Origin of the sequence: Stenotrophomonas maltophilia, from assembly GCF_900186865.1 — a bacterium.
GTDB lineage: Bacteria > Pseudomonadota > Gammaproteobacteria > Xanthomonadales > Xanthomonadaceae > Stenotrophomonas > Stenotrophomonas maltophilia.
In genome coordinates, this window is the sequence record NZ_LT906480.1 from 3,549,593 (window position 1) to 3,575,855 (window position 26,263).

Below are 26,263 nucleotides of genomic sequence, written 5' to 3' on the forward strand. Positions count from 1 at the left end.
GTAAACCCGTCCCTGGGGGCTTGGCCGCGGCATCCATGCCGCGGACACCCCCGCCATCCCCACCCGCCCGGCCTCTGACACAGTCCGGCGGTTCCGCCCGCCACGGAAAGAAAAAAGAAGAGCAGGAGCAAAGGCAAAAGCTGCATTCCGGGTTGCTGCCGGCTGGACCAACCCCTACCCCACTTCGATCCGACAGATCTCATCCACGCAAGGCGTGGATCTACCGCGTCGACCAAGGTCGACACCCACCGGGAATCGCGATTTACCCACCGTCACCGGGAAACTGTCGAAGGCGGGGAGGTGTGGGTTGGCAGGACCGTTGACGCCATGGATGGCGCCATCGAGCCCCCAGGGGTGAGGGCGCTTTGCTTGCGAAGCACTGCTTCGCAAGCGCCCGAACGCACAGCCGCCAGCGGCTGGGCCGGTCTGGGGGTTCACGGCGTGTCCTGCCAACCCACACCGCCCCGCCCAACACGCAGAAACCCAGAGCCGCTTTGGCTTTGGACTTGCCGGCCAGCGGCCGGCACTACCGCGGGTGCAGAGTGCAACCCTGCAAAGAAAAAGGCCGCCTTTCGGCGGCCTCACTTTTCTTTACTTCAGCTTGATCTCGCGCAGGCGCTCCTCGAGGAAGCCGTGGGCGGTGATCGGCTCCGGGTACCGGCTCGGGTTCTCCGGGGTGATGCACGAGGGCAGCACGTCGATCAGGAAATCCGGGTTCGGGTGCAGGAAGAACGGCACCGAGTAACGGGGCTGGCGGGCCAGCTCGCCCGGGGGGTTGACCACGCGATGGATCGTCGACGGGTACACATGGTTGGTCAGGCGCTGCAGCATGTCGCCGATGTTGACCACGATGGTGTCCGCGTCCGAGGTGAACGGCACCCACTCGCCCTCATGCGACTGCACCTCCAGGCCCGCGGCGCTGGCGCCGACCAGCAGGGTGATGAAGTTGATGTCGCCATGCGCGCCGGCACGCACGTTCGGGATGTCGTCGGTGGTGATCGGCGGGTAGTGGATCGGGCGCAGGATCGAGTTGCCGAAGTTGGTCTTGTCGGCGAAGAAGTCTTCCGGCAGGCCGATGTGCAGGGCCAGCGCGGACAGCACGCGCGAACCCAGGTTGTCCAGCGCCTGGTACAGGCCGTAGCCGCGCTCACGGAAGCCCTCGACCTCGGTCGGCCACAGGTTCGGTGCCATCACATCGCGGTACTTGGAGTCGTCGGCGATTTCACGACCGATGTGCCAGAACTCCTTCAGGTCGAAGTGCTTGGAGCCCTTGGCGGTTTCCACGCCGAAGGGGGTATAGCCGCGGGCGCCGCCGCTGCCGGCCACGTGGTACTTGCGCTTGACCTCTTCCGGCAGGGCGAAGAAGGCCTTGAAGGCATCGTAGGCCGCGTCGATGTCGGCCTGCGGAATGCCGTGGTTGCGGATGCCCGCGAATCCCCATTGGCGGTAGGCCGCGCCCAGCTCGGCCACGAAGGCCTCGCGGTCGCTGTCGAAACGGGTGATGTCGAGGGTGGGGATCTGGCTCACAGCAATTCCTGGCTTGTCATTGGGTCTGGGGGGCCTGCGCATTCATGGCCCGCCTGAACATTGTGACAGATCACCCGGCGGACGCTACTCGATCCTCGGAAACAAATCGATACAATGCGCGACCTGCGCACAATTTAACGAATCCATCACGTTGGCAGCGCAAGCCCCGACCGCGCCTCCCCGACCCGACGCACCATGCCCGACGCCCCAGCCGCCATCGCCCTTCCCTCTGCGGGCCCTGCCCTTCGCTGGCGCCGGCTTGCGTGGTGGTCCCTGTTCGTCCTGGGCAATGCGCTGCTGGCGACGATGATCACCCTCGGCAACGTGCCGCTGTACGACAACCCGGGCGGCCACCAGGGCCTGGCCTATCTCGCGATTGCCCTGCCCGGGCACCTGCTCGCCTTCGGCGCGCTGGCCGGCGCGCTGCCACTGCTGCTGGGCCTGTGGCCGCGCAGCGCGCGCACGCTGAGCATCAGTGCGGTACTGCTGCAGGGCTTGTGGTTGTGCCTGCTGCTGGTCGACGCCAAGGTGTTCACCCTGTACCGCTTCCACCTCAATGCCATGGTCCTGAACATGGTGTTCGGCGGCGCCCTGCAGGACCAGGTTGCGTTGTCGTGGAAGACCTGGGTGCAGGTCGGCCTGCTGGTGGCGGCCATTTTCACCGCCGAGGGCATCCTGGCCTGGGCGTGCTGGAAGCTGCTGCCGGCCGCGCCCCGCCGGCGCAGGGTGCTGCAGGCCTGGGCGGTGGTCGCCCTGCTGATGGCGAGCGGCCAGGTGGCCACCGCCTACTACGACGCACGCGGCGACCGTGACGTGATTGCCCAGTGGAACTACCTGCCCTGGGCCCAGCCGATCACCGCCAAGAGCTTCATGCGCAGGCTGGGCGTGGTCAGTGAACAGCAGGTCGGCCTGCCCGATCCTCGCCATGCGCAGCTGCTGTATCCGCTGCAGCCACTGCGCTGCCAGAGCCCACAGCGGCCCAATGTACTGATGGTCGTGCTGGAATCGCTGCGCCACGATGCGCTTACTCCGCAGATCATGCCGAACACCTCGGCACTGGCGGCCTCCGCTCGTGTCTACGACCGCCATTTCAGCACGGGCAACGCCACCCGCTATGGCCTGTTCGGCCTGCTCTACGGCCTGCCGGGCGGCTACTGGCAAAGCATGCTTGACGAACAGCGCGGCTCACAGCTGTTCAAGGTGCTGGGCCAGCAGGGGTACGACCTGCATCTGTACGGCAGCGCGCCGATGTACAGCCCGGAATTCGACCGCACTGCATTTGCGGACGTCCGCGACCAGCTGCACCAGGGCCCGCCCGGCCTGGGTTCGGAAGGCCGTGACAGCAGCATCGTGGCCTCGCTTCAGAAGGACATCCGTGCAAGCCAGGCAGCGCACACGCCGTGGTTCGGCTTCGTCTTCCTCGATTCCACCCATGCGCCCTACCACATGCCCGCAGGCTACCCGCCGCTGGCGACCCCGATGGCGCAGGAAATCGACTTCCTCAGGTTCGGTCCGGACCACGACCCGGCCCCGGAACTGAACCGTTACCGGACCGCCGTGCATTACGCCGACAGCCTCGTCGGCACCCTGCTGGACGATCTGCGCGCGCAGGGCCTGGATCAGAACACCATCGTCCTGGTCACCGGCGACCACGCCGAGGAGTTCAACGACCTGAAGCTGAACTACTGGGGCCACAACGGCAACTTCTCCGACTACCAGCTGCAGGTACCGTTCGTGCTGCACTGGCCCGGCCAGGCCAGCGGCCATAAGACACGCACCAGTTCACATGAGGACTGGGTGCCGACGTTGATGCGCCACGCCCTGGGCTGCGAGAACGCACTGAGCGACTTCAGCACCGGCCAGGATCTGCTGGCCGAACCCGCAGGCGAGCGCGCACTGGTGGTGGAAAGCTGGTCACAACGCGCCGTCCGCCATGGCGATGCCATCTACGTGTTCGACAAGTTCGGCAACGCCACCGCGCTCGACCGGCACTACCGCCCGCTGCCGCGCCAAGCCCCGGATGCCGGCGCCGTCCGTACCGCATGGGAAGCGCTGACCCGCTTCCGCAACCGCTGACCACAGAGGATGGATTCCATGAAACGCTCGCTGCGGATCCTGCATACCGAAGCTGCCCGGGGAATGGGCGGCCAGGAGATCTACATCTTCCGCCACATGCAGGTGATGCGTGCGCGTGGGCACCAGGTGTCCCTGCTGTGCCAGCCCGATGCCCGCCTGGCCCAGCTCGCGCGCGACGATGGCTTCACCGTGCATACCCTGCGCATGGGCGGCTTGGCACGGCTGCTGCGCGGCATCTGGTCGGTGTCCCGCCTGGTACGCCGCGAGCGCTACGACGTGGTCAACACCACCAGCCGCCGCGACGCACTGATCGCCGCGGCCGGCGCACGCCTGGGCGGCACGCCACTGGTGGTGCGCTCGCGCCACCTGATGAGTCCGGTCAATTCGTTGCTGACCTATACCGGTCTTCCGCACCGGATCATCACCGTCAGCGATTTCGTCAAGCGGCTGCTGGTCGACCGCGGCATTGCCGCCGAGCACATCGGCATCGTGCCCCCCATGGCGACGCCGCCGCGCTGGGGCATGACCGAGCAGGGCGATCCCTGGGAGAACCTGCAGGCCACCCGCGCACAGGTCCGCGCCGAACTCGGTTTCGCCGAGCGCGACATCGTGGTCGGCTGCGTGGCCGTGCTGCGCGAGCCCAAGGGCCATGCCGAGCTGCTGCGCGCCATGGCGCCACTATGCAAGACCAATCCCGACCTGCACCTGGCCGTGGTCGGCGACGGCGAGCCGGTCATGGGCCGCCTGCAGGCCCTGCGCAGCGAACTCGGGCTGGAGCGCCAGGTGCACCTGCTCGGCTTCCGCAGCGACGCACACCGGCTGATGGCCGGTTTCGACATCTTCGCCCTGGCCACCCACAAGGAAGCCTCGGGGACCGTGTTCCTCGAGGCGGCGCAGGCCGCACTGCCGATCGTCTCGCATCGCGTTGGCGGCGTGCCTGAAATGCTGGTGGAAGGCAGCAATGCCATCCTCACCCGGCTGGGTGATGACGCCGCCCTCACTGGTGCGTTGCGGCTGCTGGTGGATGATCAGGAACGTCGCCGGCAGATGGGCCGCGCCGGTTGGGACTGGATCCGCAGCGCCAAGCAGTTCAGCGCGGCCGGCCACGGAGAGGCCACTGAAAACTACTACCTCCAATGGTTGAAGGAGCTGGGTCATGGCTAACGCCAGAACCGTACCGGTGCTGATGCACCACCATGTCAGCAACTCGCCGGGAATGATCACCGTATCCCCGGAGAACTTCGAGAGCCAGATCGCCTGGCTCGCACGGACCGGCTGGACCTCGCTGACGCTGGACCAGTACGCCGGCTTTCTCGCCGGGAAGCCGGTGCCGCGCAAATCGATCGTGATCACGTTCGACGACGGCTACCTGGACAACTGGGTCTACGCCCATCCGATCCTGCAGAAATACGGCATGCATGCGGTGGTCTTCGTGGTCACCGGCTGGATGCACGAAGGTCCGATCCGCCCGCATGCAGGCATCGAAGGCGCCGAGCTGCCGGCCACGCCGGAACATCGCGCCTGCGAGGACCTGATCTACAAGCAGGGCCGCAGCGACGAAGTGATGATGCGCTGGAGCGAAGCGCGTGCGGCAATCGAAGCCGGCACGTTCGAGGTCCACTGCCATACCCACAGCCACACCCGTTGGCTCAAGCGCGATGACCTGGACCGTGCGCAGCGCCGCGAAGGCATCAGCGGCGACCTGGCCATGGCGAAGCAGACGCTGCTGGAGAAGCTCGGCGAAGTCTCCGATACGCTGTGCTGGCCCTATGGTGACTTCGACGATGACTACATCGAAGTGGCACGCGAACAGGGCTTCCGCTACCTGCACACCACCCATCCCTTCGGCCGCAACGTGATTGGCGGCGATCCGGAGCGGATCTATCGCTTCGCGATCCGCAACCGGCCGGCCAGCTGGCTGCGCAAGCGCATCGCATGGAGCTACAACCCGTTGATCGCGCCGATCTTCAACGGCTTCAAGGCGCGGCAGAAGAAGATGGTGCCTGGCCCGTAGGAGGCCACGTTCATCTTGATCGCGGCAGCACCCGTTTTTCGAATGGACTCAAAGGAACAGTGAAGGCAATGAACGTACTGGTGACCGGCGGTGCTGGCTACATCGGCTCGCATGCATGCGTGGAGCTGCAGCAGCAGGGGCACGGCGTGGTCATCGTGGACTCGCTGTGCAACAGCGACGCCAGCGTGGTCGAGCGCATCGGACGGATCACCGGCACGGCACCGGTGTTTGTGCAGGCTGACATCCGGGACCGGCCGCGCATGGCCGCCTTGATGCAGGAGCACGCGATCGATGCCGTACTGCACTTCGCAGCGCTCAAGTCCGTGGGCGAATCCCAGAAGATTCCACTGCAGTATTTCGACAGCAACATCAGCGGTTCGATTGCCCTGCTCGGTGCGATGCAGGATGCAGGCGTGCAGTTGCTGGTCTTCAGCTCTTCGGCAACGGTGTACGGCAACCAGGACCACTGCCCGGTGGCCGAGACCGCTTCAACCTGTGCGATGACGCCCTATGGGCGCACCAAGCTGGTGGTCGAGCAGCTGCTTGCCGACCTGGCGGCAACGGGCCAGGACCTGCATATTGCGACGCTGCGCTACTTCAACCCGGTCGGCGCCCACGCCAGCGCGCTGATCGGCGAGCTTCCGCATGGCACGCCGAGCAACCTGATGCCCTACATCGCGCAGGTCGCCGCCGGGCTGCTGCCGGAGGTCCAGGTCTTCGGGGACGACTATCCGACCCATGATGGTACCGGCGTGCGCGACTACATCCATGTGCAGGACGTCGCCAGCGCCCACGTACTGGCCCTGCAGTTCCTTCGCGACCAGCGGCGCAGCATCACCCTCAACCTTGGCACCGGCCAGGGCCACAGCGTGCTGGAACTGATCCAGGCCTTCGAACTCACCACCGGCGTGCGGGTTCCGTTCCGCATCGTACCGCGGCGCGATGGCGACATCGCGGTCAGCTTCGCCGATGCCTCGCTGGCGCTGCGCGAGCTGGGCTGGAAGGCGCGTCACGATCTCACCGACATGTGCCGGGACACCTGGAAGTGGCAGCGGGCGATGTCACGCACCGCACAAGGTGCAATGCCAGAGCACCTGCCCGCGCGCTGATGCGGGCAGGACCCAGCGGTCGGAAACGCCCGTACACGACGCGTCACAAGGTGCGCAGCCGCAGCTGAACGCGATCGCGGGTCGCGCACGGTTGAATCCCCCCTCCCAGAAAAAAACATGGCCGCAAACGCGGCCATGTCGGGTGCAACACGCGGTATTGCCACGCTGCTCAGGCAGCGGCTTCGCGCACCGCAGCGGACAAGCGATCGAGTGTCTCCTGCATCAGCGTGGCGTCATCGGCTTCGACGGTAACCCGCACCACCGGCTCGGTACCCGACGGGCGCAGGAACGCGCGACCGCGGCCGGCCACCGACTGCTGCGCGGCCGCCAGCGCGGCCTGCACACTGTCGGCCTGCACCGTGGCCTTGGCCGAGGCATTGCCCAACCGCACGTTGACCGTTTTCTGCGGCACCCGCTCCAAACCCTTCAGCGCCTGGCGCAGGGTCTGGCCGCCGTTGCGCAGTGCCACCAGTACCTGCAGGGCACTGACAATACCGTCGCCGGTGGTCGCCCGGTCCAGGCACAGCAGGTGGCCCGAGGCCTCACCGCCAAGCACGCCCCCGCCTTCGACCAGCGCCTGGTGCACGTATCGATCACCAACGTTGCTGCGCACGAACGGGATCTGCAGATCGGCGAAAGCTTTCTCCACGCCGTAGTTGCTCATCAGCGTGCCGACCACCGGGCCGCGCAGGCGGCCTTCGTCCTTCCAGGCGCGGGCCAGGATGTACAGCAGGTCATCGCCGTCGACCGGGTTGCCCTGGTCGTCGGCCATCAGCACTCGGTCGCCATCACCATCGAAGGCGATGCCGAGATCGGCGCGGGTCTCGCGGACTTTGGCCGCCAGGTTATCGATATGGGTGGAACCCACACCGGCGTTGATGTTGACGCCGTTGGGCTCGGCACCGATGCCGATCACCTCGGCGCCAAGTTCGCGGAACAGCAGCGGTGCGATCTGGTAGGTGGCACCGTGCGCGCAATCCAGCACCAGGCGCACGCCACGCAGGTCGAACGCGCGCGGCACGCTGGCCTTGCAGAACTCGATGTAGCGGCCGACCGCTTCGCGCGCGCGCGACGCCTTGCCCAGCTTCTCCGATTCGGCGGTGGTGAACGGAATGTCCAGCGCCGCTTCCAGGGCCAGTTCGGTGGCGTCGTCGAGCTTCTCGCCCTGGGCGGAGAAGAACTTGATGCCGTTGTCGTAATGCGGGTTGTGCGAAGCGCTGATGACGATGCCGGCGTCCACGCCCAGCGTGCGGGTCAGGAACGCCACCGCCGGGGTCGGCATCGGCCCCAGCAGCTGTACGTCGGCGCCGGCAGCGACCAGGCCGGCCTCCAGCGCCGCTTCGAACATGTAGCCGGAAATGCGGGTGTCCTTGCCGATCACCACGATCGGCCGGCGCCCGTCCTGGCCGCGCTGGGCGACCAGGACACGGCCCAGGGCGTTGCCCAGGCGCAGCACGAAATCGGCCGAGATCACGCCCTGGCCGACCCGCCCACGGATGCCGTCAGTACCGAAGTACTTGCGGCCTCCCATCAAGCCACCTCCGGCGCCGGCTGACGACCCAGCATCGCCAGCAGATCGGACAGGCGGTCGCGCATCTCGCGACGGTCACAGATCTGGTCGATGGCACCGTGTTCCAGCAGGAACTCCGAACGCTGGAAGCCTTCCGGCAGCTTCTCGCGCACGGTCTGCTCGATCACGCGCGGACCCGCGAAGCCGATCAGCGCCTGCGGCTCGGCGATGTTGATGTCGCCCAGCATCGCGAACGAGGCCGACACGCCACCGGTGGTCGGGTGGGTCAGCACCGAGATGTACGGCAGGCCCGCTTCACGCAGCTTGCCCAGTGCGGCCGAGGTCTTGGCCATCTGCATCAGCGAGAACAGGCCTTCCTGCATGCGCGCGCCGCCACTCTGCGAGAAGCACACGTAGGGGGCACCGATTTCGACTGCGGTTTCGGCGGCCAGCGCGAAACGCTCACCCACCACCGAGCCCATCGAGCCGCCCATGAAGGCGAAGTCGAACGACGAGGCCACCAGTGCACGGCCCTTGAGCAGACCGCGCATGGCGATCAGCGCGTCGTACTCACCCGTGTTCTTCTGCGCGATCTTGATGCGCTCGCTGTACTTCTTCTGGTCCTTGAACTTGAGCAGGTCGGTCGGCCCCAGGCGCGCACCGATCTCGGTGGTGCTGTCGGCGTCGAACAGGGCGGCCAGGCGCGCACGCGCGCGGATCGCCATGTGGTGGCCGCACTTCGGGCAGACCTCCAGGTTCTCTTCCAGTTCCGGACGGTACAACGCGCTGCCGCAGTTGCTGCACTTTTCCCACAGGCCCTCGGGGACACTGCGCTTCTTGCTGGGGGTGTTGTCGGTGCGGATGCCGGACGGCATCAACTTGCTGAGCCAACTCATGCGGGAGGACACTTCCGTTCAGGGCGGCCCGAGGGCCGCAAAGGCGGACAGTCTAGCTCCGCTTTCCCTGCCCGTGCACCCCCTTGCCGGCCACGGAGCCGCCGGAAAAAACCATGCTGGGACGTACGTTTAGGTGCTGGGTCATGCCGGCCGCTGGCCGGCAGCCCCTACGTGCAAACCCATGGGTAGTGCCGGCCGCTGGCCGGCAGCCCCCACGTGCAGACCCATGGGTAGTGCCGGCCGCTGGCCGGCAGCACTTGCATGTGGCCGTCAGGCAGATGCCGGCCGGCGGCCGGCACGACCGTTACGCGTCCAGCGCCTGCCGCAGCGGGGCCAGGAAAGCTCCAGCGCGCTGCGCGGCCTCTTCAGCCGAGCCCGCTTCGGCCAGCACCGCCACCAGCGCACTGCCAACCACCACGCCATCGGCCTGGCGCGCCATCGCCGCAGCACTGGCGGCGTCCTTGATGCCGAAGCCAGCAACCACCGGCACTGAAGCGCGCGCGCGCAGGGCCTGCAGGCGGGCACTGGCGGCATCGCTGTCCAGGCGTTCGGACGCGCCGGTGACACCGGCAAAGCTGACGTAGTAGAGATAGCCACGGGCCAGCGCCAGCAGCTTGTCGGCCCGCGCTTCGCTGGTGGTCGGCGACGCCAGCAGGACCAGTGCCAGGCCGGCTGCATCGAAGGCCTGCTGCGCTTCACCCGCTTCTTCCGGCGGCAGGTCGACCAGCAGTACGCCGTCCACGCCTGCGTCGACGGCGGCCTTGGCGAAGGCCGCGTAGCCATGGATCTCCACCGGGTTGAGGTAGCCCATCAGCACCACCGGGGTCTGCGCGTCGCGCTCGCGGAACTGCGCCACGGCCTGCAGGACGTAGCGGCTGCCAGCCCCCCGTGCCAGCGCGCGCTCGGAGCTGCGCTGGATGGTCGGGCCATCGGCCATCGGGTCGGAGAACGGCACGCCCAGCTCGATCACATCGGCACCGGCATCGACCAGCGCGTGCATGACCGGCACCGTGGCCTCCAGCGAGGGATCACCGGCGGTGACGAAGGGGATAAGTGCCTTGCGCTGCTGCTCGCGCAGGCGCTGGAAACAGGCATCGAGTCGGGATACGGGCATCTCAGGCACATCCTTCAATCAGTTCAATCGCATCGCTGGTCCCCCAGTACATCCGGGTGACCTTCCCTTCATAGAGTTCCAGGCGGATGCCCAGGTCCGAGCCCGGGTCCTGCCAGGTGAGGTACTCGCCCTGGTCGCCGTCATAGGCATGCGGACTGGACACCGGCGGATTCGGAAACTGCGCCATGGCCTGTGCGCGGGTCATGCCGACGCGCAGGCCAAACGGACCGGGCTGCTCAACCGGCAGCTCCGGGTCGTCACCCGGCTTCAGATCGAAACGCACCACGCGCTCGTCATCGGTCATCATCGACACGCCGGCCGGCAGCGCCTTGCCATCGTAGTACTCGCAGTCGCCTTCGAAGAACTCCTTCGCGCCCTGCGCTTTCCAGGGACCCAGGGCCTTCAGGTCACTCATGTGCTGGCCGACCAGCACCTCGCCGGCATGATCCAGCGCCACCGAGGCCACTGCAGGCACGTCGTCGCTGTCCGCGCCTTGCGCAGACGGTGGATCGACGATCGGCGTACGCGCCATCGGGTCGAGGTCATCGTTGGCGGCCGGCTGCTGGGCCGGCTGCGTGGTGGCCTTGGCGGCCGGCGCCAGTACCGGTGGCTCCGGCGGCTGGCACGCGGCCAGCCCAAGCGCCAGCAGCAGCACGCCGCTGTTCCGCAGCCGCGCGCTCACAGCACCAGCCCTTCGCGCGCAGCGATGGTGTGCACGTCCTTGTCGCCACGGCCGGATAGATTGCACAGCACGATCTGGTCACGCGGTCGCTCACGCGCCAGCTTGATCGCCTGTGCCAGCGCATGGCTGGACTCCAGTGCCGGCAGGATGCCCTCGGTATGCGCCAGCAGGTGGAAGGCCTGCAGCGCTTCCTCGTCGGTGATGCCCAGATAGCGTGCGCGACCGGTATCGGCCAGGAACGCGTGCTCCGGGCCGACGCCCGGATAATCCAGGCCGGCTGATACCGAGTGGGTCTCGATGATCTGGCCGTCGTCGTCGCACAGCACATAGGTGCGGTTGCCGTGCAGCACACCCGGGCGACCGGCAGCGATCGACGCGGCGTGACGGCCGGTGTTGATGCCATCACCGGCGGCTTCGGCGCCGACGATCTCGACCTGGCGGTCGTTGAGGAAGGCATGGAACAGGCCGATGGCATTGCTGCCGCCGCCCACGCAGGCGGTGATCGCATCGGGCAGGCGGCCGTACTCGGCCAGCATCTGCTCGCGCGCCTCACGGCCGACGATGGCATTGAAGTCACGAACCATGCGCGGATACGGATCCGGGCCGGCCACGGTGCCGATGATGTAGAAGGTGTCCTGCACGTTGGTCACCCAGTCGCGCATGGCTTCGTTGAGTGCGTCCTTCAGGGTGGCCGAGCCGGAAGTGACCGGCACCACCGTCGCGCCCAGCAGCTTCATGCGGTAAACATTGATCTTCTGCCGCTCGATGTCGGTGGCGCCCATGTACACCACGCATTCCAGGCCCAGCCGCGCGGCAACCGTGGCACTGGCCACGCCATGCTGGCCGGCACCGGTCTCGGCAATGATGCGCGTCTTGCCCATCCGCGCGGCCAGCAAGGCCTGGCCGATGGTGTTGTTGATCTTGTGCGCGCCGGTGTGGTTCAGGTCCTCGCGCTTGAGCAGGATCTGCGCGCCACCGACGTGATCGCTCAGGCGCTGGGCGTGATAGATCGGGCTCGGCCGGCCCACGTAGTGCGCCAGGTCGCGGTCATAGGCCAGCTGGAATGCGGGATCCTGGCGCGCCTGGTCATAGGCCTGGGCCAGTTCCTGCAGCGGGCCGACCAGGGTTTCGGCAACGAAACTGCCGCCATAGCGGCCGAAGTGGCCCTGGGCATCCGGGAAGGCGTGATAGTCGGCAATGGGGGAGGCAGACATGGATACGACCGGTGGTTCAGACAGGTGGATACTCTAGCGCACGGGTCACGACCGGAAAATGGATATTATCTGGCGCATATCGTCAGGAAATCTCACATGAGCCGTTCCCTGCTGCCTCCCCTCAATGCGCTGCGCGCGTTCGAAGCGACGGCCCGCCTTGGCGGCGTTGGGCGTGCCGCGCAGGACCTGCACGTCACCCACGGCGCGGTCAGCCGGCAGTTGAAGCTGCTGGAGGATCACCTTGGCCTGGCGTTGTTCCAGCGGGCCGGCCGTGGCCTGCGCCTGACCGCTGCGGGCACGCGGCTGCAGGCAGCATGCAGCGAGGCCTTCAGCGGCATCGAAGACTGCGTGCGCGAACTGCGGCGGCCGACAGCAGCCCCGGCGCTGGTACTGGGCTGCAGTGGCAGCGTGCTGGCGCGCTGGATGATTCCACGACTGCCAGCATTGCAGGCTGCCCTGCCCGGCGTGCGCCTGCAGTGGTCGGCGCTGGATGGCAGCTTCACCGAGGCGCAGGCCGCACTGGACGCGGTGCTGCTGCTGGCGCAGGGGCCGTGGCCCCGGGGCTGGCAGGTGCGCGAGCTGGCGCCGGAACGGGTCGGCGTGGTGGTGGCGCCATCGCATCCGGCCGCGCAGCGCCTGCGGCATGCACCGCCGTCGGCGCTGCTGCAGGAGACGCTGCTGCACACCAGCTCACGGCCGCAGGCATGGCCGGCATGGGCACAGGCGCACGATCTGGACGTGTCGAAGCTGCAGCTGGGCACCGCCTTCGAGCACCTGTACTACCTGCTGGAAGCCGCGGTAGCCGGGCTGGGCCCGGCGATCGCACCGGAACCGCTGGTGGCCGAAGACCTGGCCGCAGGCCGGCTGGTCGCACCGTGGGGATTTACCGCCACCGGCGGCTTCTGGGTGCTGGCGCGGCCGGATGGCCCGGCCGATGCACGGGTGGACGCCCTGGCCGACTGGGCAGCAGCACAGCTGCGATGAGACAAGGCTCCGGGTGGCGTTCGCCCCCGAAGCCGGCAACACAAGCCTCAGCGACCGCCCATCGCGACCCGCTGCTGCTCCTCATGCACCTGCTGCTGGTGCGGCGGATCTGCCAGCAGCTTGGCACTGGCCTGCTCCAGCGGCGGTGGCGCCTGAGCCAGATCGATGGCGGTGCGGAAGCCCGGCGTCGCGCCGATCACGAACGCCTTGCCATCCTGCACCGTGATGCTCTGCAGCTTGTCGGCCGCATCGATACCGTAATTACATTCCGTTGGAAAACACGTCGAGCACGTCCGCACTGACCCAGCCCTGCGCGCAGTTCCCGGCGTAACGTCCCGGCGCCGCCACATGGCAGGCCTCGCCCCCCGTGTTCGCCAGGCCAGTGATCGGCCTGTCGCCATAGGTGTCACACAACGTGTTGCCCTTGCACTTGCCGACCGTTGCTGCGGGAACCGCCACGACGTAATAGAACAGCGGATTCTGTCCGGTACGCCCGATGCCCTGCACGCAGACCAGCTGCCCCTTCGACAGCTTTGCGGTCACGCTGGCCTTGCTGCCGGTGGATGGCACCGCATTCAACGTCTCCACGCCCTTGGCGTCGGCTACGCCCGCGAAGAAGCCCTGGTCACCACAGTCCGGCGACAGTTCGACATCGTAGAAATCACCGCTGTCCACATCGCCGGCCGTGCAGCCGCTGCCCGTACTGGCGTTGCTGCATTTCACGCCACTGGCCTGGATCAGCGCCGCCAGGCCGTCGGCAGCCGGTGCTGTGGCGGGTGCGCCTGCCGGTGTGGCAGCGGCCGGTGCCGATGCAGTCGGGGCGGACGAGTCACCGCCCGCACACGCGCCCAATGCAAGCAGCAGGCCGGGCATGATCGTCAGGCGGGCCAGGCGGATACGGTGGGAAGAGAGATGGGGCATATCCATTGCGTCCTCGTTCGAAAGCCAAGGCGTATCTCAGGGGTGCGGCCAGCGCCACGCACACCGCATCGCACCCAGCCAGGTCAGGCCGGGCCCATTGTGTCCGATCAGATGCTCGGGTGTGTCGACTTCCTGGCGCTGGATCCTGAATTACCCGAAAGTGGGATGCTCACCGCATTCAGTAGACGTCCGCCTTCATGGCACGGCACGCGACAGGCAAGAACACAGACCCGGCGGAATGCACCGTCGGCGATGACGTTCCGGGTGCGCCCTCAGGGGGCGCGGATCACTCCAGGACCGTGCAGTCCGCGCGGCGCACTTCCTCGACGAAGGTGCGCATCCTGTAGCCGTCCTTGATACCCGGCTCCAGTTCGATGCCGCTGGACACGTCCACGCCCCAGGGAAGCGTGGCCAGCACAGCGTCGTAGACGTTTTCCGGGTTCAGGCCACCGGCCAGCAGGAACGGCCGGTGCAGGCCGGTCGGGATACGGCCCCAGTCGAAGGCCACGCCGGTACCGCCGCCGCCGCCGGGAGCGTGGCTGTCGAACAGGAACCCCGCCGCGCTCGGGTAACGCAGCTGCAACGTGCGCGCATTGACCTCTTCCCGGCCCCCCATGGCGATTGCCTTCAGATAGGGCATGTTGAAGCTGCGGCAGAAGCTCTCGTCTTCCTCGCCATGGAACTGCAGCAGGGTTGGCCGCACCGTGCGCAGCACCTCACGCACCTCTTCCTTGCTGTTGTTGCGGAACAGGGCCACCACATCGACCATCGACGCGATCGCCTGGCGCATCGCGCGTGCTTCGGCAGGAGCAACCCGGCGGCTGCTCTCGCGGGCAAAGATGAAACCCACTGCGTCCACGCCCAGCTCACCGGCCAGGCGGACATCGCCGGCACGGGTCATGCCACAGAACTTGATGCGCGTGCGGTAGTAGGAGCGGCTCATAGCGTGACCTCGGCGGGCAGATGCCAATTGTCGGGGTACAGGGGCCCAAGGAACACCAGGCCCTGCGGCGGTGCGGTGGGACCGGCTACGGTGCGATCGCGCCCGGCCAGCAGTTCGGCGATCCATTCCACCGGTTTTTCACCGCTGCCCACCAGGATCAACGATCCGACGATATTGCGGACCATGTGATGAAGGAATGCATTGCCCTGCACGGCCACTTCAATCACTTCGCCCTGGCGGCTGACCTGCAGTGATTGCAGCTCACGCCGCGCATGCAGCGCCTGGCACTGCACGGAGCGGAACGCGCTGAAGTCATTTTCGCCGATCAGGGCCTGGCCGGCGGCGTGCATCAGCGTCTCGTCCAGCGCCCGGCGCTCCCAGCTGAGGGTCTGCCGGTCCAGCGCCGGCCGCACCTCGCGGTTGAGCAGGCGGTAGCGGTAGCGGCGCGCGCGTGCCGAGAAGCGGGCGTGGAAATCGTCGGCCACCGGCACGCACCAGCGCACCGCGATCGAGCGCGGCAGGCGGGTGGTGGTGCCCAGCATCCAGGCGCGCGGATCGCGCACCACGTCGGTATCGAAATGGACGACCTGGCACTGGCCATGCACGCCGGCATCGGTGCGGCCGGCGCAGACCACCTGCAGCGGCGAATCGGCCACCGACGACAGGGCCTGCTCAAGGCTGGCCTGCACGCTGGGACCGCCCTCGCCCAGGTTCTGCCAGCCCCTGAAGTCGCTGCCGTCGTATTCGACGCCAAGCGCGTAACGCATGTGCTACCTCGATATTGCGTATGGGGCGGCGCTCAGGCCGGATCGCGTTCGGACCAGACCGCCAGTTCGTTGCCACCGGGCTCGACGAACTGGAAGCGGCTGCCACCGGGGAAGGAAAATACCGGGCGCACGATCTCGCCGCCGGCGTCGCGCACGGCGGCCTCGACCGGTGCCAGTGCGTCGGCATACAGCACCAGCAGCGGTGCGCCGCTGTCGCTGGCCCGCTGCGGCTGGCCGCGGAAGAAGCCGCCCTGCAGGCGGCCATCGTCGAACGCCGTGTAGTCGCTGCCGTAATCGACGAACGACCAGCCGAACACCTTCTCGAAGAAGGCGCGGCTTGCGGCCGGTTCGCTGGAAGCGAATTCAACGTAGTCGATGCGACGCTCGCGGCTCATGGCAGGGTCCTTGTCGGCAGGTTCGGTCACGGCAGGCGGGCCAGCAGTTCGCGGGCCTGGGCCTGGCTGTGCAGGTCACCGCCTTCGGCGACTTCCAGCAACAGGGTGCGCGCAGTCTGCGCGTCGCCCAGATCGAGGTAGGCAATGGCCAGTTCCAGGCGCTCCTGGCCGGCGCGCGGCGACCAGCCCGCGTCGCCGGCGGGCGCGGCCGCGCTCGGCGCGATATCGTCGGAATGAGAAGCGTCGACGCTGCCGTGGTCGATGCTGTCGATGGCCTCGGGATGTACGGTATCCGCCGGAGCCTCGTTCTCATGCGCGTCAGCCGGCAGATCGAACACTCCGCGGAACTGAGGCTGCTGTTCGGCATGCAGTGCGTAGTCCGGCACCGCCACTTCGGCCGGCGCCTGCGGTACAACGCGTTCGTCCTGCAGCGGCTCGGCGACGACAACCTCGTCGCCGGTGGTTGCGGAATCGTCCCAGCGCGGCAGATCGGTCACCGCTTCGGGCAATGCCACCGCGTCCTCGTCGCGCAGTGTCTCGGCCTGCCATTCGGCCCGCACCGCGTGCTCGGCGACGGGTTCGGCGACCACCACGTCGTGTACTTCGGTTTCGGTCGCCCAGGCAGGCATCGCCGGTTCCTGGCGACCATTGTCGGCAACAGCCGACGACCACGAGGACTGCTCGGCCAGCGTATCCAGCGCCGCACCTGCCGGCACCGCTGCGGCCAGGCCGGCGGCATCGTCTTCCTCACGCAGCGGCGGCAGCGGCGACGGCTTGCGACGACGCAGCAGCCAAGCCGCGCCCGCGGCCAACAGCAACACCGGCAGCCCCAGCCAGTACCACGGCGTTGCCGCATCACGGGAACCCGGCGCCTGTGCCAGGCGCTGCTGCGCGGCAGCCAGGTCGTTGTCCTTCATCGCGATCAACGACTGCTGCTGCTCCTTCAGCTTCTCCAGATCAGCCACGCGCTGCTTCAGTTCACCGATCTCGGCATCGCGGGTGGCGATGTCCTCACGCGCCTGTCGCAGTTGTTCGTTGCCCAGCATGTCACCCTCGCTGCCGGCAGCGGTGCCGGTGGTTGTGCCCGCGTGCGCGGCGTCGGACGCCAGCGCCGGAGCGATCTCAAGTCGTGCCCCATTGGCGGCAGCCGGGGAAGAAGCGTTCGCGGTTGCCGCCCTGGCGGCCGGCGCGACCGCACCCGCCGGTTGCGGCACGGTACGCGCCTGCCGCCATTGCGCAGCGTGCTCGCGCACCAGCGCGGTGGCCTCGGCGGCATCGACAGCGGCAAGCGCATCGCTGCCCGGCACGCGCAGCACCGCGCCCTGCTTGAGCAGATTGACGTTGCCACGGATGAAGGCTTCGGGATTGGCGCGCAGCAGGGCGATCATCGCGCGGTCGCGGCTGACCTGGTTGCCACGCGCCACCGCGCTGGCGATCTGCGACAGGGTCTGACCGCGCTGTACGGTGACGCTGCCATCGGCCGCCGGTGCAGCGACCGGCGCGGAGGCCGCACGCGGGCGTGCCGGTGCAGGCGCCACCGCAGGTGGCGGCGTAGTGGGCGCCTCTGCCGCTGGCACCGTTGCCGAAGCCGGTGCAGGTTCGCGCACGATGGTATTGGAGAGCGTGCCTGCCGGCGCGACGATCTCCGGCTCGGCCACGGCCAGCGCGCTGGACGGCGCGTCGACCAGCGCGGAGTACTCGCGCACCAGGCGGCCCTGGCCCCAGTCAGCTTCGATCAGGAAGCTCAGCGATGGCGTCTCCACCGGGGCCTGCGAGGTGACGCGCACCACCGCCCTGCCCTGCGCATTGCGGGTCAGCTCGAACTGCAGCTCGCTGACCAGCCCGGTCGGCCGTTGCAGGCCGACGCGTTCGAAGGTGACCGGCGAGGCCAGCGCCACGCGCAGGTTTTCCAGTTCGGACGGGTCCGCCGACACCACCGGGATTTCGGCCAGCAATGGCTGCCCCGGCTTGGACAGGACACGGATGTCTCCCAGGCCCAATGCGAGTGCCGAACTGCTGGCCAGGGCCAGCAGCGCGGTGGAAAGATAGAGGAGCGGGCGCTTTGCGCCCCTGGCCCGTTTATTCATGGGCGACACTATAAAGCGTGCGGACCGGGGTCCGCACCCACCGGAAAGACCCTTGAGGTAGTGCCGGCCGCTGGCCGGCATGCACTCCGGCACAAGGATCACGGCAATGCCGGCCAGCGGCCGGCACTACCGGTGAGGCAACCGCTGTGATCAGCGCTGCTCGGCGGCGACCAGCTCGGCCAGCTGCACGGCATTCAACGCCGCGCCCTTGCGCACGTTGTCCGACACGATCCACAGGTTCAGGCCGCGCGGGTGCGAGAGGTCCTCGCGGATGCGGCCGACGTACACCGCGTCCGTGCCCGAGGCGTGGGTGACCGGGGTTGGGTAACCACCGGCTTCGTGACGATCCACCACTTCGATGCCCGGCGACTGCTCCAGCAGCGCGCGCGCTTCGGCGACGGTGACCTTGTCGCGGGTCTCGATCGCCACCGACTCGGAGTGGCCGTAGAACACCGGCACGCGCACCGCAGTCGGGTTCACCAGGATGCTGTCGTCGCCGAGGATCTTGCGGGTTTCCCAGATCAGCTTCATTTCTTCCTTGGTGAAGCCATTGTCCTGGAAGTCGTCGATGTGCGGGATCAGGTTGAAGGCGATCTGCACCGGGAAGCGCTGCGGATCGATTTCCTGGAAGCTCAGCAGCTGGCCGGTCTGCTTGCCCAGTTCCTCGGTAGCCGAACGGCCGCCGCCGGACACCGACTGGTAGGTGGAGACGTTGATACGCTCGATGCCGTACTTGCGGTGCAGTGGCGCCAGCGCCACCAGCATCTGCATGGTCGAGCAGTTCGGGTTGGCGATGATGCCGCGCGGACGGTTGGCCACCTGTTCCGGATTGACCTCGGACACCACCAGCGGCACGTCATCGTCGTAACGGAAGGCCGAAGAGTTGTCGATCACCACCGCACCGGCAGCGGCGAACTTCGGTGCGTATTCCTTGGACACGCTGCCACCGGCCGAGAACAGCGCGATCTCGACACCGCTCGGATCAAAGGTGGCCAGGTCCTGCACCTTGACCTTCTGGCCGTTGAATTCGATCTCGCCGCCGGCCGAACGCTCGGAAGCCAGGACGCTCAGGGTACCGACCGGGAAACCACGCTCGGCCAGGATCGACAACATGGTCTCGCCGACCGCACCGGTGGCACCGACGACGGCAACGTGGAAACTGCGCTGTGCATTGCTCATGGGGGAAAACTCTCACGAAAACGGGAATGGGGAAGAAACACGCACGACAGCTGGGTTCGGGGAACCTCCTCAGGCGGGGCGCGCGGAGGTTCCCTATCGTTTCCCGGTTTTTTTGCCCAGCGTCACGCGCGCAGCCATTGCCGCGTCAGCGTTGATCGCGCTCGGCATGCACGAGGGTGCGCCATCCAGGCCGAGCCCGGCAACCAGATTATCGACGGCCAGCTGTACCATCGCCGTGCGCGTGGCCAGCGAGGCACTGCCGATGTGCGGCGTGAGCACGACATTGCGCAGCGCCAGCAGCTCCGGACGCACCGTCGGCTCGCCCTCGTAGACATCCAGGCCGGCAGCGGCCAGACGGCCTCGGGCAAGCGCGTCGGCCAACGCCAGTTCGTCGACAATGCCGCCGCGGGCGATGTTCACCAGGGTGGCTGAGGGCCTCATCTTCGCCAGCGCAGCCGCATCGATGATGTGATGCGAGGCCGGCGTGTAGGGCAGCACGGTGACCAGGTGGTCGGACTGCGCCAGCAGCGTGTCCAGGTCCACGTAGGTCGCGCCGAGCGCAGCCTCGGTCTCGGCCGGAAGGCGCGAACGGTTGTGGTACAGCACCTTCATGCCGAAACCATGCGCGCCGCGGCGGGCGATGCCCTGGCCGATGCGGCCCATGCCGAGGATGCCCAGCGTGCTGCCATGGATGTCTGCGCCGAGCATGGTCTGGAACGACCATTGCTGCCACTGGCCTTCGCGCAGCCAGCGCTCGGATTCGGTGATCCGGCGCGCGGTCGCCATCAACAGGGCGAAACCGAGATCGGCGGTGGTTTCGGTCAGGACGTCCGGCGTGTTGCTGGCGAGGATGCCGGCTGCGCTGAGCGCATCGACATCCAGGTTGTTGTAGCCGACGCCGACATTGGCGATCACCTGAAGCTGCGCGGCATCGGCCACCTGGGCCGCACCGATGCGCTCGTTGAGGGTGATGATCGCGCCGTCGACGCCGGCCAGCTGTTCGGCAATCTGGTCGGGCGACCAGGCGGTGACCGCATCGGTGCTGCGCAGCTGCACGCGATCGCGCAGCGGCGCGATGGCCGCGTCGATCAGCGGCTGGCTCACCCACACGGTCGGCCGCGTGTCAGCCATCGATCTGCCCGGGAATGCGCGGGGTGATCGTGCCGACATCGCCGCACTGCGCGCGATGGCGCAGCGCCTGGTCCATCAGCACCATCGCCACCATCGCCTCCGCGATCGGGGTGGCGCGGATGCCGACGCAGGGATCGTGGCGACCGGTGGTGACCACCTCGACCACGTTGCCGGCGGTGTCCAGCGACGGGCCCGGCAGGCGCAGGCTGGAGGTCGGCTTCAACACCATCGACGCAACCACCGGCTGGCCGGTGGAGATGCCACCGAGGATGCCGCCGGCATGGTTGCTGGCGAAGCCCTGCGGGGTCAGCAGGTCACGGTGTTCGGTGCCCTTCTGTGCGGCGCTGGCGAAGCCGTCACCGATCTCAACGCCCTTCACCGCGTTGATGCTCATCAGCGCGGCAGCCAGTTCGCCATCGAGCTTGCCGTAGATCGGCTCGCCCCAGCCCGGCGGCACGTTGTCGGCGACCACGTCCACGCGCGCGCCGACCGAATCACCGGACTTGCGCAGCGAATCCATGTACGCCTCCAGCTCGGGCACCTGTGCGGCATGCGGCCAGAAGAACGGATTGTCTTCCACCGCCGACCAGTCGAAACCAGCCGGGGTGATGTCGCCCAGCTGCGACAGGTAGCCGCGCACGGTCACGCCGAAGCGTTCGGCCAGCCACTTCTTGGCGACCACGCCGGCGGCCACGCGCATGGTGGTCTCGCGCGCCGAGGAACGGCCGCCACCGCGCGGGTCGCGGATGCCGTACTTGTGCCAGTAGCTGTAGTCGGCATGACCCGGCCGGAACTGCTGGCCGATGTTCGCGTAATCCTTGCTGCGCTGGTCGGTGTTGCGGATCAGCAGCGCGATCGGCGTGCCGGTGGTCAGGCCCTCGTACACGCCGGACAGGATCTCGACCTCATCGGCCTCGCGGCGGGCCGAGGTGTGCCGGCTCTTGCCGGTCGCGCGACGCTGCAGGTCATGGGCGAATTCGGCCGCGTCCAGCGCCAGCCCCGGAGGGCAGCCATCGATCACGCAGCCGATGGCCGGCCCGTGCGACTCGCCGAACGTGGTGACGGTGAACAGCTTGCCGAACGAATTGGAGCTCACGGGCGCTGCGCCGCCAGTTCGGTGATGCGCGCGCTGTGGGCGATCAGCTCGCGGCACTCGACCGCGAAGATGCCCATCTGGCCGACCTTGAACTCGATCCAGGCGAAGTCGACTTCCGGCAGCAGCTTGATCAGGTGCTGCTCGGATTCGCCCACTTCGCAGATCAGCAGGCCGTCCTCGCTCAGGTGCAGCGGGGCGTCACGCAGGATCTTCAGCACCAGGTCCAGGCCGTCGTCGCCGGCACGCAGGCCCATTTCCGGCTCGTAGGAGTACTCCTGCGGCAGGGCATCGGTCTCGTCGTTGGTGACGTACGGCGGATTGGTGACGATCAGGTCGTAGTGGCGGCCGGTCAGGCCGTTGAACAGGTCCGACTTGAGCAGAGTGACGTTGTGCGCCTGCAGGCGCTCCTTGTTTTCTTCGGCCAGCGACAGTGCATCGTCGCTCAGGTCGACGCCGTCCACTTCCCAGTTCGGGTAGTAGTGGCCCATGGCAATGGCGATGCAGCCCGAACCGGTGCACAGGTCCAACGCACGGCTGACATCGCGGCCGGCCAGCCACGGCTCGAAGCCGCATTCGATCAGTTCGGCGATCGGCGAGCGCGGCACCAGGGCGCGCTTGTCGCTCTTGAAGCTCAGGCCGGCGAACCAGGCCTCACCGGTCAGGTAGGCGGCCGGGATGCGTTCGTCGATGCGACGCTGGAACAGCTCCAGCACGCGCAGCTTCTCGGCCTGCAGCAGGCGCGCCTGGCCATAGGCCGGGCCGAGGTCGTGCGGCAGGTGCAGGCTGTGCAGCACCAGCTGGGTGGCCTCGTCCAGCGCGTTGTCGTAGCTGTGCCCGAAGGTCAGTCCGGCTTCGTTGAAACGGCTGGTGCCGTAGCGGATCAGATCGATGATCGTGTGGAGTTCGGCGGCCGTTTCAGCGGTCATGGCGGTACTGCGGGCAAAGTGGTCCCCGATTATAGGGGCTGGCGCCCGTGGCGGCATCCGTTGCGGCGGAAACGATTCGGGCCACAGCCGGTATGATGGGGCCCACTTCGCGCGGGAGCCCCCATGTTCAATCGCAACGCCGGCATCATCCTGCTGATCGCCCTGGCGGCGGGTCTCGGCCTGCTGGCCGCCCAGCAGCTGTTCGCGCCGAAGCCGCCGGCCAATGCCCCGGCCACCGAAGCGATCACGCTGTACCCGCAGCCGCGCGAACTGCCCGACTTCAACCTGGCCCAGTCCGACGGCACCCGCCTGATCCCGGGCGAACTGAAGGGCCACTGGACCCTGGTGTTCCTGGGCTTCACCTTCTGCCCCGACGTCTGCCCGACCACCCTGGCCGAGCTGGCCGGCGCGCAGAACCAGTGGGAAGCCCTGCCCGACAGCCTGCGCCCACGCGTGCTGTTCATCTCGGTCGACCCAGACCGCGACAGCGCCACCCGCCTCGGCGAGTACGTGCACGGCTTCCACAAGGACACCCTGGCCGCCACCGCTGACGTTCCCTCGCTGGAGCGCTTCGCCACCTCGTTGGGCTTCGTGTTCCAGAAGGCGCCGGGCAAGCATTTCGACGAGAACCCCGAGGATTACACCGTCGAGCATTCGGCCAGCCTGGCCGTGCTCGACCCGCAGGGCCGCCTTGCCGGCCTGGTACGCCCCCCGTTCAACGCGCCGGCCATTGCCCGCGACCTGCAGAAGCTGACCGAGAAAACCGCCCCATGAGCCTCACCACCGCCCTGACGTACGCCCTGCCACACCGCCTGCTGTCCTCGATGGCGCGTTCGCTGGCGTACTCGGACGATCCGCGCGTATCGCGCTGGCTGATCGACACGGTCACCCGCAAGTTCAACGTCAACCTGGACGAAGCGGCCAACCCGGACCCGCGCAGCTATGCGACCTTCAACCAGTTCTTCACCCGTGCGCTGAAGCCGGGTGCGCGCGTGGCTGACGCCGATCCGCGCAGCCTGGTGATGCCGGCCGACGGCCGCATCAGCCAGCTGGGGAAGATCGAGGCCGGCCGCATCTTCCAGGCCAAGGGCCAGTCATTCACCGCTGCCGAACTGCTGGGCAGTGACGAGGACGCCAAGCCATACAACGATGGCCTCTACGCCACGGTGTACCTGTCGCCGCGCGATTACCACCGCGTGCACATGCCGTGGACCGGCACCCTGCGTGAGACCGTGCACGTGCCGGGGCGCCTGTTCAGCGTTGGTCCGGCGGCAGTGAACGGCGTACCGCGCCTGTTCGCCCGCAACGAGCGCCTGGTCTGCCACTTCGACACCAGCTTCGGGCCGATGGTCAGCGTGATGGTCGGTGCGCTGCTGGTGTCCGGGGTGGAAACCGTGTGGAGCGGCGAGGAGATTCCGCACTATGGCGACCGCATCACCCGCAAGGACTACCGCGGCCAGGGCATCAGGCTGGAGCGCTTTGCCGAGATGGCGCGCTTCAACTACGGCTCCACCGTGATCGTGCTGCTGCCGCCGGGCGTGGCTGACTTCGCCCCGCAGTTGGGCGCTGAAAGCCCGGTGCAGCTGGGCCAGGCGCTGGCGAAGCTGCGCTGAGGCTTCGGTAGTGCCGGCCGCTGGCCGGCATCTCCGCTGATCCAACGCGTCGAGCATTGCCGGCCAGCGGCCGGCACTACCGGTACGCGCGTTACTGCAGGGACGGGGCCGGACCGACGTCCATGCCGTCGTAGTCTTCCACGCCCTTCTCCGCGGCCAGCGCTGCGAATTCCTGGTTGCGGCGGTCAAGCGAGGCTTCGTCGTGGATCTCCACACGCTCCACATGCAGCACGTGGAACGGCGCGTCACCCTCTTCCGGATCCTGTTCGAACAATTCCACGAAGGTGTAGCCCTGCGCCTGCAGGTGCTCTGCCAGTGCCTGCAACGGCTCAGCAGTGGAGTGCACGAAGAAGTACCCCCACAGCAACGGGCCGGTGATGTCCCAGTCGGTGTTTTCGCGGAGGTTGGCGAACAGGTTGCGGGTGTCTTCGAGGTCCATGCGGATTCCAGGGTCGGGGGGATTACTTGTCGCAGCCCTGCAGCTTCAGCGTCTGGCCGTGGCGCAGGCTGTAGGCCGGGGCCTTCAGGCCATTGGCGCGGGCCAGGGTGGGCACGTCGCACTGGAACTTGGCCGCGATGGCACCCAGGGTTTCACCGCGGCCCACCTTGTGGCTGCGCACCGGCTTCGGGCGCGCCGCCGGGCGCGGCGTGGCCACCGGAGCAACCGGCGTGGTCGGCACGCTGGTGGACGCGGCCGCATCGGCCACCGGCACCACGCCGCCCACGGCCACGCTCCCGGTGTAGCTGGTCGCGGCCGGGCGCTTGATTGCTGCGTTCAGATCGGCGGTGATCAGCGTGCGGGCCAGGTCGGCACGCGGGCCACTGACGCAGTTGCGCTGGTACAGGCCGGCGATGCGGGTGGTGGCGTTGATCAGCGTGCCGGCCGGGATCCAGCCATCGGCCTCATAGCGCGGGTTGAGGTTGCGCAGCGCGCGCATGTAGCCATCGCGGGTGCCGTGGCTGCCCAGGCAGATGGTCAGTTCGTAGATGGTGGTCGACTTGGCCAGGCGCAGCGTGGCCGGCTGCGCGCTGATCTTCGGGAACTCCACGCCGTATTGCTGCGGGTGCAGGAAGATCCAGGCCGCGGCGATCACCATCGGCACGTAGTCCTTGGTCTCGCCGGGGAACTGGTTGTAGACGCTGTCGGTCCAGAAGCTCTGCCCGGCGCTCTGCTTGAACACGCGCGCCGCGCGGCCTTCGCCACCATTGTAGGCGGCCACCGACATTTCCACGTTGTTGTTCAGTTCGCGCAGGCGTTCGTTGAGGTAGCTGGCGCTGGCCTCGGCCGCACTGCGTGCATCGAAGCGGGTGTCAAAGCCGGTGCCATCCGGGCCGAGGCCGAAGCGGCGGCCGGTGGCCGGCATGAACTGCATCAACCCGGCGGCGCCAGCGCGCGATGAAGCATGCACGCGGCCATTGGACTCCTTGGCCATGATGCCGAACAGCAGCGCTTCAGGCAGGCCACGCTTCTCCCACTCCGGCCACATCACCGCACGCAGGTTCTGGTAGTTCTCGTAGCTGGTCAGCAACGCCGGGCGCATGTCGGTCAGCCAGCGGCGGATGCCGGCCTGCACCGCCGGGTTGTATTCGACCATGCTGTCGAAGGCGTGCCGCTTGTCGTTCAGCAGCGCGGCAGCGCGCGCGGCCTCCGGTACGTCGGCGGTAAGCGGGCCGATGTGGTCGGGGTCGGCTTCCAGGCGATCACCGCCCTCGTCGGCCACGTCATCGCTGGCGGCCGCGTCGGCGTCGTGCTTGAGCAGGCGCTTGTAGCTGGCCAGCAGGGTGCCCATCTGGCAGCCCTTCTGCTTCACGCAGTCGTTGAGGACATCTTCCATGTCCTCCAGCGCGGCGTCGGCTTCGTTGCTGCCCTTGGGGTCGGCATTGGCGACCAGCAGCAGCGCATCGCTGTAACGCTTCTCGGCGACGGTCATGCGCTGCTGCAGCGCATCCACCTTCACCTTGTCCCGGGCCGAAACCCGCTGCGCATGGGCGTCGGGCGCCAGGGAAACCAGGCCGGCCAGGGCCAGCAGCGGCCAACCGCGGGAAATCAGGACAGGAACGGGCATTGATGGCACTGTG

At 67.7% G+C, this 26,263-nt stretch carries 24 protein-coding genes and 1 pseudogene; 7 read left to right on the forward strand and 18 right to left on the reverse strand.

Annotated features, from left to right (window positions below; translation table 11 throughout):
- Nucleotides 1-591: 591 nt before the first annotated feature.
- Nucleotides 592-1,569 carry an isopenicillin N synthase family dioxygenase gene (locus tag CKW06_RS16990; RefSeq protein WP_005410467.1) on the reverse strand — a complete coding sequence of 326 codons (978 nt, stop codon included), beginning with the start codon at nt 1,567-1,569 and terminating at the stop codon, nt 592-594.
- 153 nt (nt 1,570-1,722) lie between these two features.
- On the opposite strand from CKW06_RS16990, the gene CKW06_RS16995 reads away from it, so the two are divergent.
- From CKW06_RS16995 to galE, 4 genes are all read left to right on the forward strand, one after another.
- A complete protein-coding gene (locus CKW06_RS16995; protein WP_024958319.1) occupies nt 1,723-3,603 on the forward strand; it encodes a DUF3413 domain-containing protein in 1,881 nt (626 codons plus the stop codon).
- A gap of 18 nt (nt 3,604-3,621) precedes the next feature.
- A complete protein-coding gene (locus tag CKW06_RS17000) occupies nt 3,622-4,767 on the forward strand; it encodes a glycosyltransferase family 4 protein (RefSeq protein WP_005410469.1) in 1,146 nt (381 codons plus the stop codon).
- Nucleotides 4,760-5,617 (forward strand): polysaccharide deacetylase family protein, encoded by an 858-nt coding sequence (locus CKW06_RS17005; protein WP_005410470.1) that lies wholly within the window; start codon nt 4,760-4,762, stop codon nt 5,615-5,617. Before CKW06_RS17000 ends, CKW06_RS17005 begins: the two co-directional genes overlap by 8 nt.
- Before the next feature lie 68 nt (nt 5,618-5,685).
- On the forward strand, nt 5,686-6,726 hold the full coding sequence (gene galE / locus CKW06_RS17010) for a UDP-glucose 4-epimerase GalE (RefSeq protein WP_024958318.1): 1,041 nt from the start codon (nt 5,686-5,688) through the stop codon (nt 6,724-6,726).
- 169 nt (nt 6,727-6,895) lie between these two features.
- On the opposite strand, the gene glmM is transcribed toward galE, so the two are convergent.
- The 5 genes from glmM to trpB form a co-directional block, all read right to left on the reverse strand.
- Entirely contained in the window at nt 6,896-8,257 is a 1,362-nt protein-coding gene (gene glmM / locus CKW06_RS17015) for a phosphoglucosamine mutase (protein WP_024958317.1), read from the reverse strand.
- Nucleotides 8,257-9,132: an acetyl-CoA carboxylase, carboxyltransferase subunit beta gene (gene accD, locus CKW06_RS17020; protein ID WP_005410473.1), complete on the reverse strand. Its 876-nt coding sequence runs from the start codon at nt 9,130-9,132 to the stop codon at nt 8,257-8,259. The genes glmM and accD overlap by 1 nt, the downstream gene beginning before the upstream one ends.
- A gap of 304 nt (nt 9,133-9,436) precedes the next feature.
- A complete protein-coding gene (gene trpA / locus CKW06_RS17025) occupies nt 9,437-10,246 on the reverse strand; it encodes a tryptophan synthase subunit alpha (RefSeq protein WP_024958316.1) in 810 nt (269 codons plus the stop codon).
- A 1-nt stretch (nt 10,247) separates the two neighbouring features.
- Nucleotides 10,248-10,928: a hypothetical protein gene (locus tag CKW06_RS17030; RefSeq protein ID WP_024958315.1), complete on the reverse strand. Its 681-nt coding sequence runs from the start codon at nt 10,926-10,928 to the stop codon at nt 10,248-10,250.
- The gene (gene trpB, locus CKW06_RS17035) at nt 10,925-12,142 is read right to left on the reverse strand and encodes a tryptophan synthase subunit beta (RefSeq protein ID WP_005414084.1); all 1,218 of its coding nucleotides are present in this window, start codon (nt 12,140-12,142) and stop codon (nt 10,925-10,927) included. The genes CKW06_RS17030 and trpB overlap by 4 nt, the downstream gene beginning before the upstream one ends.
- Before the next feature lie 96 nt (nt 12,143-12,238).
- Here trpB and CKW06_RS17040 point away from each other — a divergent pair, with 96 nt between their 5' ends.
- The gene (locus CKW06_RS17040; RefSeq protein WP_024958314.1) at nt 12,239-13,126 is read left to right on the forward strand and encodes a LysR family transcriptional regulator; all 888 of its coding nucleotides are present in this window, start codon (nt 12,239-12,241) and stop codon (nt 13,124-13,126) included.
- 47 nt (nt 13,127-13,173) lie between these two features.
- Here CKW06_RS17040 and CKW06_RS17045 read toward each other — a convergent pair.
- The 10 genes and pseudogenes from CKW06_RS17045 to prmB all read right to left on the reverse strand — a co-directional run.
- Nucleotides 13,174-13,383, reverse strand: a pseudogene (locus CKW06_RS17045) (peptidoglycan-binding protein); the annotation flags it as partial.
- 4 nt (nt 13,384-13,387) lie between these two features.
- Nucleotides 13,388-14,053: a hypothetical protein gene (locus tag CKW06_RS17050; protein ID WP_077684420.1), complete on the reverse strand. Its 666-nt coding sequence runs from the start codon at nt 14,051-14,053 to the stop codon at nt 13,388-13,390.
- Nucleotides 14,054-14,333: 280 nt separating this feature from the next.
- Complete coding sequence (locus CKW06_RS17055) at nt 14,334-14,990, reverse strand: phosphoribosylanthranilate isomerase (RefSeq protein WP_024958312.1); 657 nt, start codon at nt 14,988-14,990, stop codon at nt 14,334-14,336.
- Complete coding sequence (gene truA, locus CKW06_RS17060) at nt 14,987-15,757, reverse strand: tRNA pseudouridine(38-40) synthase TruA (RefSeq protein ID WP_005410481.1); 771 nt, start codon at nt 15,755-15,757, stop codon at nt 14,987-14,989. Before truA ends, CKW06_RS17055 begins: the two co-directional genes overlap by 4 nt.
- A gap of 32 nt (nt 15,758-15,789) precedes the next feature.
- Nucleotides 15,790-16,152, reverse strand: coding sequence for a VOC family protein (locus CKW06_RS17065; protein ID WP_024958311.1), 363 nt, complete (start codon nt 16,150-16,152; stop codon nt 15,790-15,792).
- A 26-nt stretch (nt 16,153-16,178) separates the two neighbouring features.
- Nucleotides 16,179-18,239: a FimV/HubP family polar landmark protein gene (locus tag CKW06_RS17070; RefSeq protein ID WP_024958310.1), complete on the reverse strand. Its 2,061-nt coding sequence runs from the start codon at nt 18,237-18,239 to the stop codon at nt 16,179-16,181.
- Nucleotides 18,240-18,389: 150 nt separating this feature from the next.
- Complete coding sequence (locus CKW06_RS17075; RefSeq protein ID WP_005410484.1) at nt 18,390-19,418, reverse strand: aspartate-semialdehyde dehydrogenase; 1,029 nt, start codon at nt 19,416-19,418, stop codon at nt 18,390-18,392.
- Nucleotides 19,419-19,511: 93 nt separating this feature from the next.
- Nucleotides 19,512-20,549: a 2-hydroxyacid dehydrogenase gene (locus tag CKW06_RS17080; RefSeq protein WP_024958309.1), complete on the reverse strand. Its 1,038-nt coding sequence runs from the start codon at nt 20,547-20,549 to the stop codon at nt 19,512-19,514.
- Nucleotides 20,542-21,645, reverse strand: a complete 1,104-nt coding sequence (gene aroC / locus CKW06_RS17085) for a chorismate synthase (RefSeq protein ID WP_024958308.1) — start codon at nt 21,643-21,645, stop codon at nt 20,542-20,544. The genes CKW06_RS17080 and aroC overlap by 8 nt, the downstream gene beginning before the upstream one ends.
- Nucleotides 21,642-22,571, reverse strand: a complete 930-nt coding sequence (prmB, locus tag CKW06_RS17090; RefSeq protein WP_005410487.1) for a 50S ribosomal protein L3 N(5)-glutamine methyltransferase — start codon at nt 22,569-22,571, stop codon at nt 21,642-21,644. The genes aroC and prmB overlap by 4 nt, the downstream gene beginning before the upstream one ends.
- Before the next feature lie 123 nt (nt 22,572-22,694).
- On the opposite strand from prmB, the gene CKW06_RS17095 reads away from it, so the two are divergent.
- A complete protein-coding gene (locus CKW06_RS17095; RefSeq protein WP_024958307.1) occupies nt 22,695-23,345 on the forward strand; it encodes an SCO family protein in 651 nt (216 codons plus the stop codon).
- On the forward strand, nt 23,342-24,184 hold the full coding sequence (gene asd, locus CKW06_RS17100) for an archaetidylserine decarboxylase (RefSeq protein ID WP_005410489.1): 843 nt from the start codon (nt 23,342-23,344) through the stop codon (nt 24,182-24,184). The genes CKW06_RS17095 and asd overlap by 4 nt, the downstream gene beginning before the upstream one ends.
- 91 nt (nt 24,185-24,275) lie before the next feature.
- On the opposite strand, the gene CKW06_RS17105 is transcribed toward asd, so the two are convergent.
- Nucleotides 24,276-24,623: a ribonuclease E inhibitor RraB gene (locus CKW06_RS17105; RefSeq protein ID WP_024958306.1), complete on the reverse strand. Its 348-nt coding sequence runs from the start codon at nt 24,621-24,623 to the stop codon at nt 24,276-24,278.
- A gap of 22 nt (nt 24,624-24,645) precedes the next feature.
- Nucleotides 24,646-26,250, reverse strand: a complete 1,605-nt coding sequence (locus CKW06_RS17110) for a transglycosylase SLT domain-containing protein (protein ID WP_024958305.1) — start codon at nt 26,248-26,250, stop codon at nt 24,646-24,648.
- Nucleotides 26,251-26,263 lie beyond the last annotated feature (13 nt).

Coding starts and splice junctions, on each gene's coding strand:
- prmB (WP_005410487.1), bottom strand. CDS start 22,571: ATGACCGCTGAAACGGCCGCCGAACTCCACACGATCATCGATCTGATC.
- CKW06_RS17050 (WP_077684420.1), bottom strand. CDS start 14,053: ATGGATATGCCCCATCTCTCTTCCCACCGTATCCGCCTGGCCCGCCTG.
- CKW06_RS16990 (WP_005410467.1), bottom strand. CDS start 1,569: ATGCGCAGGCCCCCCAGACCCAATGACAAGCCAGGAATTGCTGTGAGC.
- trpA (WP_024958316.1), bottom strand. CDS start 10,246: ATGCCCGTATCCCGACTCGATGCCTGTTTCCAGCGCCTGCGCGAGCAG.
- CKW06_RS17080 (WP_024958309.1), bottom strand. CDS start 20,549: ATGGCTGACACGCGGCCGACCGTGTGGGTGAGCCAGCCGCTGATCGAC.
- trpB (WP_005414084.1), bottom strand. CDS start 12,142: ATGTCTGCCTCCCCCATTGCCGACTATCACGCCTTCCCGGATGCCCAG.
- truA (WP_005410481.1), bottom strand. CDS start 15,757: ATGCGTTACGCGCTTGGCGTCGAATACGACGGCAGCGACTTCAGGGGC.
- CKW06_RS17110 (WP_024958305.1), bottom strand. CDS start 26,250: ATGCCCGTTCCTGTCCTGATTTCCCGCGGTTGGCCGCTGCTGGCCCTG.
- asd (WP_005410489.1), top strand. CDS start 23,342: ATGAGCCTCACCACCGCCCTGACGTACGCCCTGCCACACCGCCTGCTG.
- CKW06_RS17105 (WP_024958306.1), bottom strand. CDS start 24,623: ATGGACCTCGAAGACACCCGCAACCTGTTCGCCAACCTCCGCGAAAAC.
- CKW06_RS17075 (WP_005410484.1), bottom strand. CDS start 19,418: ATGAGCAATGCACAGCGCAGTTTCCACGTTGCCGTCGTCGGTGCCACC.
- glmM (WP_024958317.1), bottom strand. CDS start 8,257: ATGGGAGGCCGCAAGTACTTCGGTACTGACGGCATCCGTGGGCGGGTC.
- CKW06_RS17055 (WP_024958312.1), bottom strand. CDS start 14,990: ATGAGCCGCTCCTACTACCGCACGCGCATCAAGTTCTGTGGCATGACC.
- CKW06_RS17070 (WP_024958310.1), bottom strand. CDS start 18,239: ATGAATAAACGGGCCAGGGGCGCAAAGCGCCCGCTCCTCTATCTTTCC.
- CKW06_RS17000 (WP_005410469.1), top strand. CDS start 3,622: ATGAAACGCTCGCTGCGGATCCTGCATACCGAAGCTGCCCGGGGAATG.
- CKW06_RS17040 (WP_024958314.1), top strand. CDS start 12,239: ATGAGCCGTTCCCTGCTGCCTCCCCTCAATGCGCTGCGCGCGTTCGAA.
- CKW06_RS17095 (WP_024958307.1), top strand. CDS start 22,695: ATGTTCAATCGCAACGCCGGCATCATCCTGCTGATCGCCCTGGCGGCG.
- galE (WP_024958318.1), top strand. CDS start 5,686: ATGAACGTACTGGTGACCGGCGGTGCTGGCTACATCGGCTCGCATGCA.
- CKW06_RS16995 (WP_024958319.1), top strand. CDS start 1,723: ATGCCCGACGCCCCAGCCGCCATCGCCCTTCCCTCTGCGGGCCCTGCC.
- CKW06_RS17065 (WP_024958311.1), bottom strand. CDS start 16,152: ATGAGCCGCGAGCGTCGCATCGACTACGTTGAATTCGCTTCCAGCGAA.
- accD (WP_005410473.1), bottom strand. CDS start 9,132: ATGAGTTGGCTCAGCAAGTTGATGCCGTCCGGCATCCGCACCGACAAC.
- CKW06_RS17005 (WP_005410470.1), top strand. CDS start 4,760: ATGGCTAACGCCAGAACCGTACCGGTGCTGATGCACCACCATGTCAGC.